The 487-nt window shown below is 60.2% G+C and carries 1 protein-coding gene; it reads left to right on the forward strand.

The genetic code is table 11. From position 1 onward, the window contains the following. Nucleotides 1-487: AI-2E family transporter (locus tag ACZLZY_RS24925; protein ID WP_472936649.1), on the forward strand; the 487-nt coding region annotated here is incomplete at both ends.

Below are 487 nucleotides of genomic sequence, written 5' to 3' on the forward strand. Positions count from 1 at the left end.
AGGATGATCCGCCTGTTCGGTTCAAGCGACCTTCACCGTACCACCGGCGCAATGGATGACGCCGCACGGCGATTGAGCCGCTACTTCCTGACGCTCCTGACGATCAATGTCGGGTTCGGGATCGTCATCGGTACGGGACTTTTCTTGATCGGTGTACCAAGTCCCGTTCTATGGGGCATTCTCGGGATCGTGTTGCGGTTCGTTCCTTACGTCGGCCCGATCCTTGCAGCCACCCTGCCGATCGCGCTCTCTGCTGCAGTGGACCCTGGCTGGTCCATGGTTGTCTGGACTGCAGCCCTCTTCGTTGTGACCGAGCTCATCTTCAACCAGGTCATCGAGCCCGTCGCGTACGGGCAGAGCACCGGTCTTTCTCCGTTCTCGGTCATCGTGGCTGCACTGTTCTGGGGATGGCTATGGGGACCGATCGGCTTGATCCTCTCGATGCCACTCACGCTCTGTCTCGTCGTTCTGGGGCGGCACGTAGAGC

It is taken from the genome of Mesocryomonas lacus, assembly GCF_055730135.2.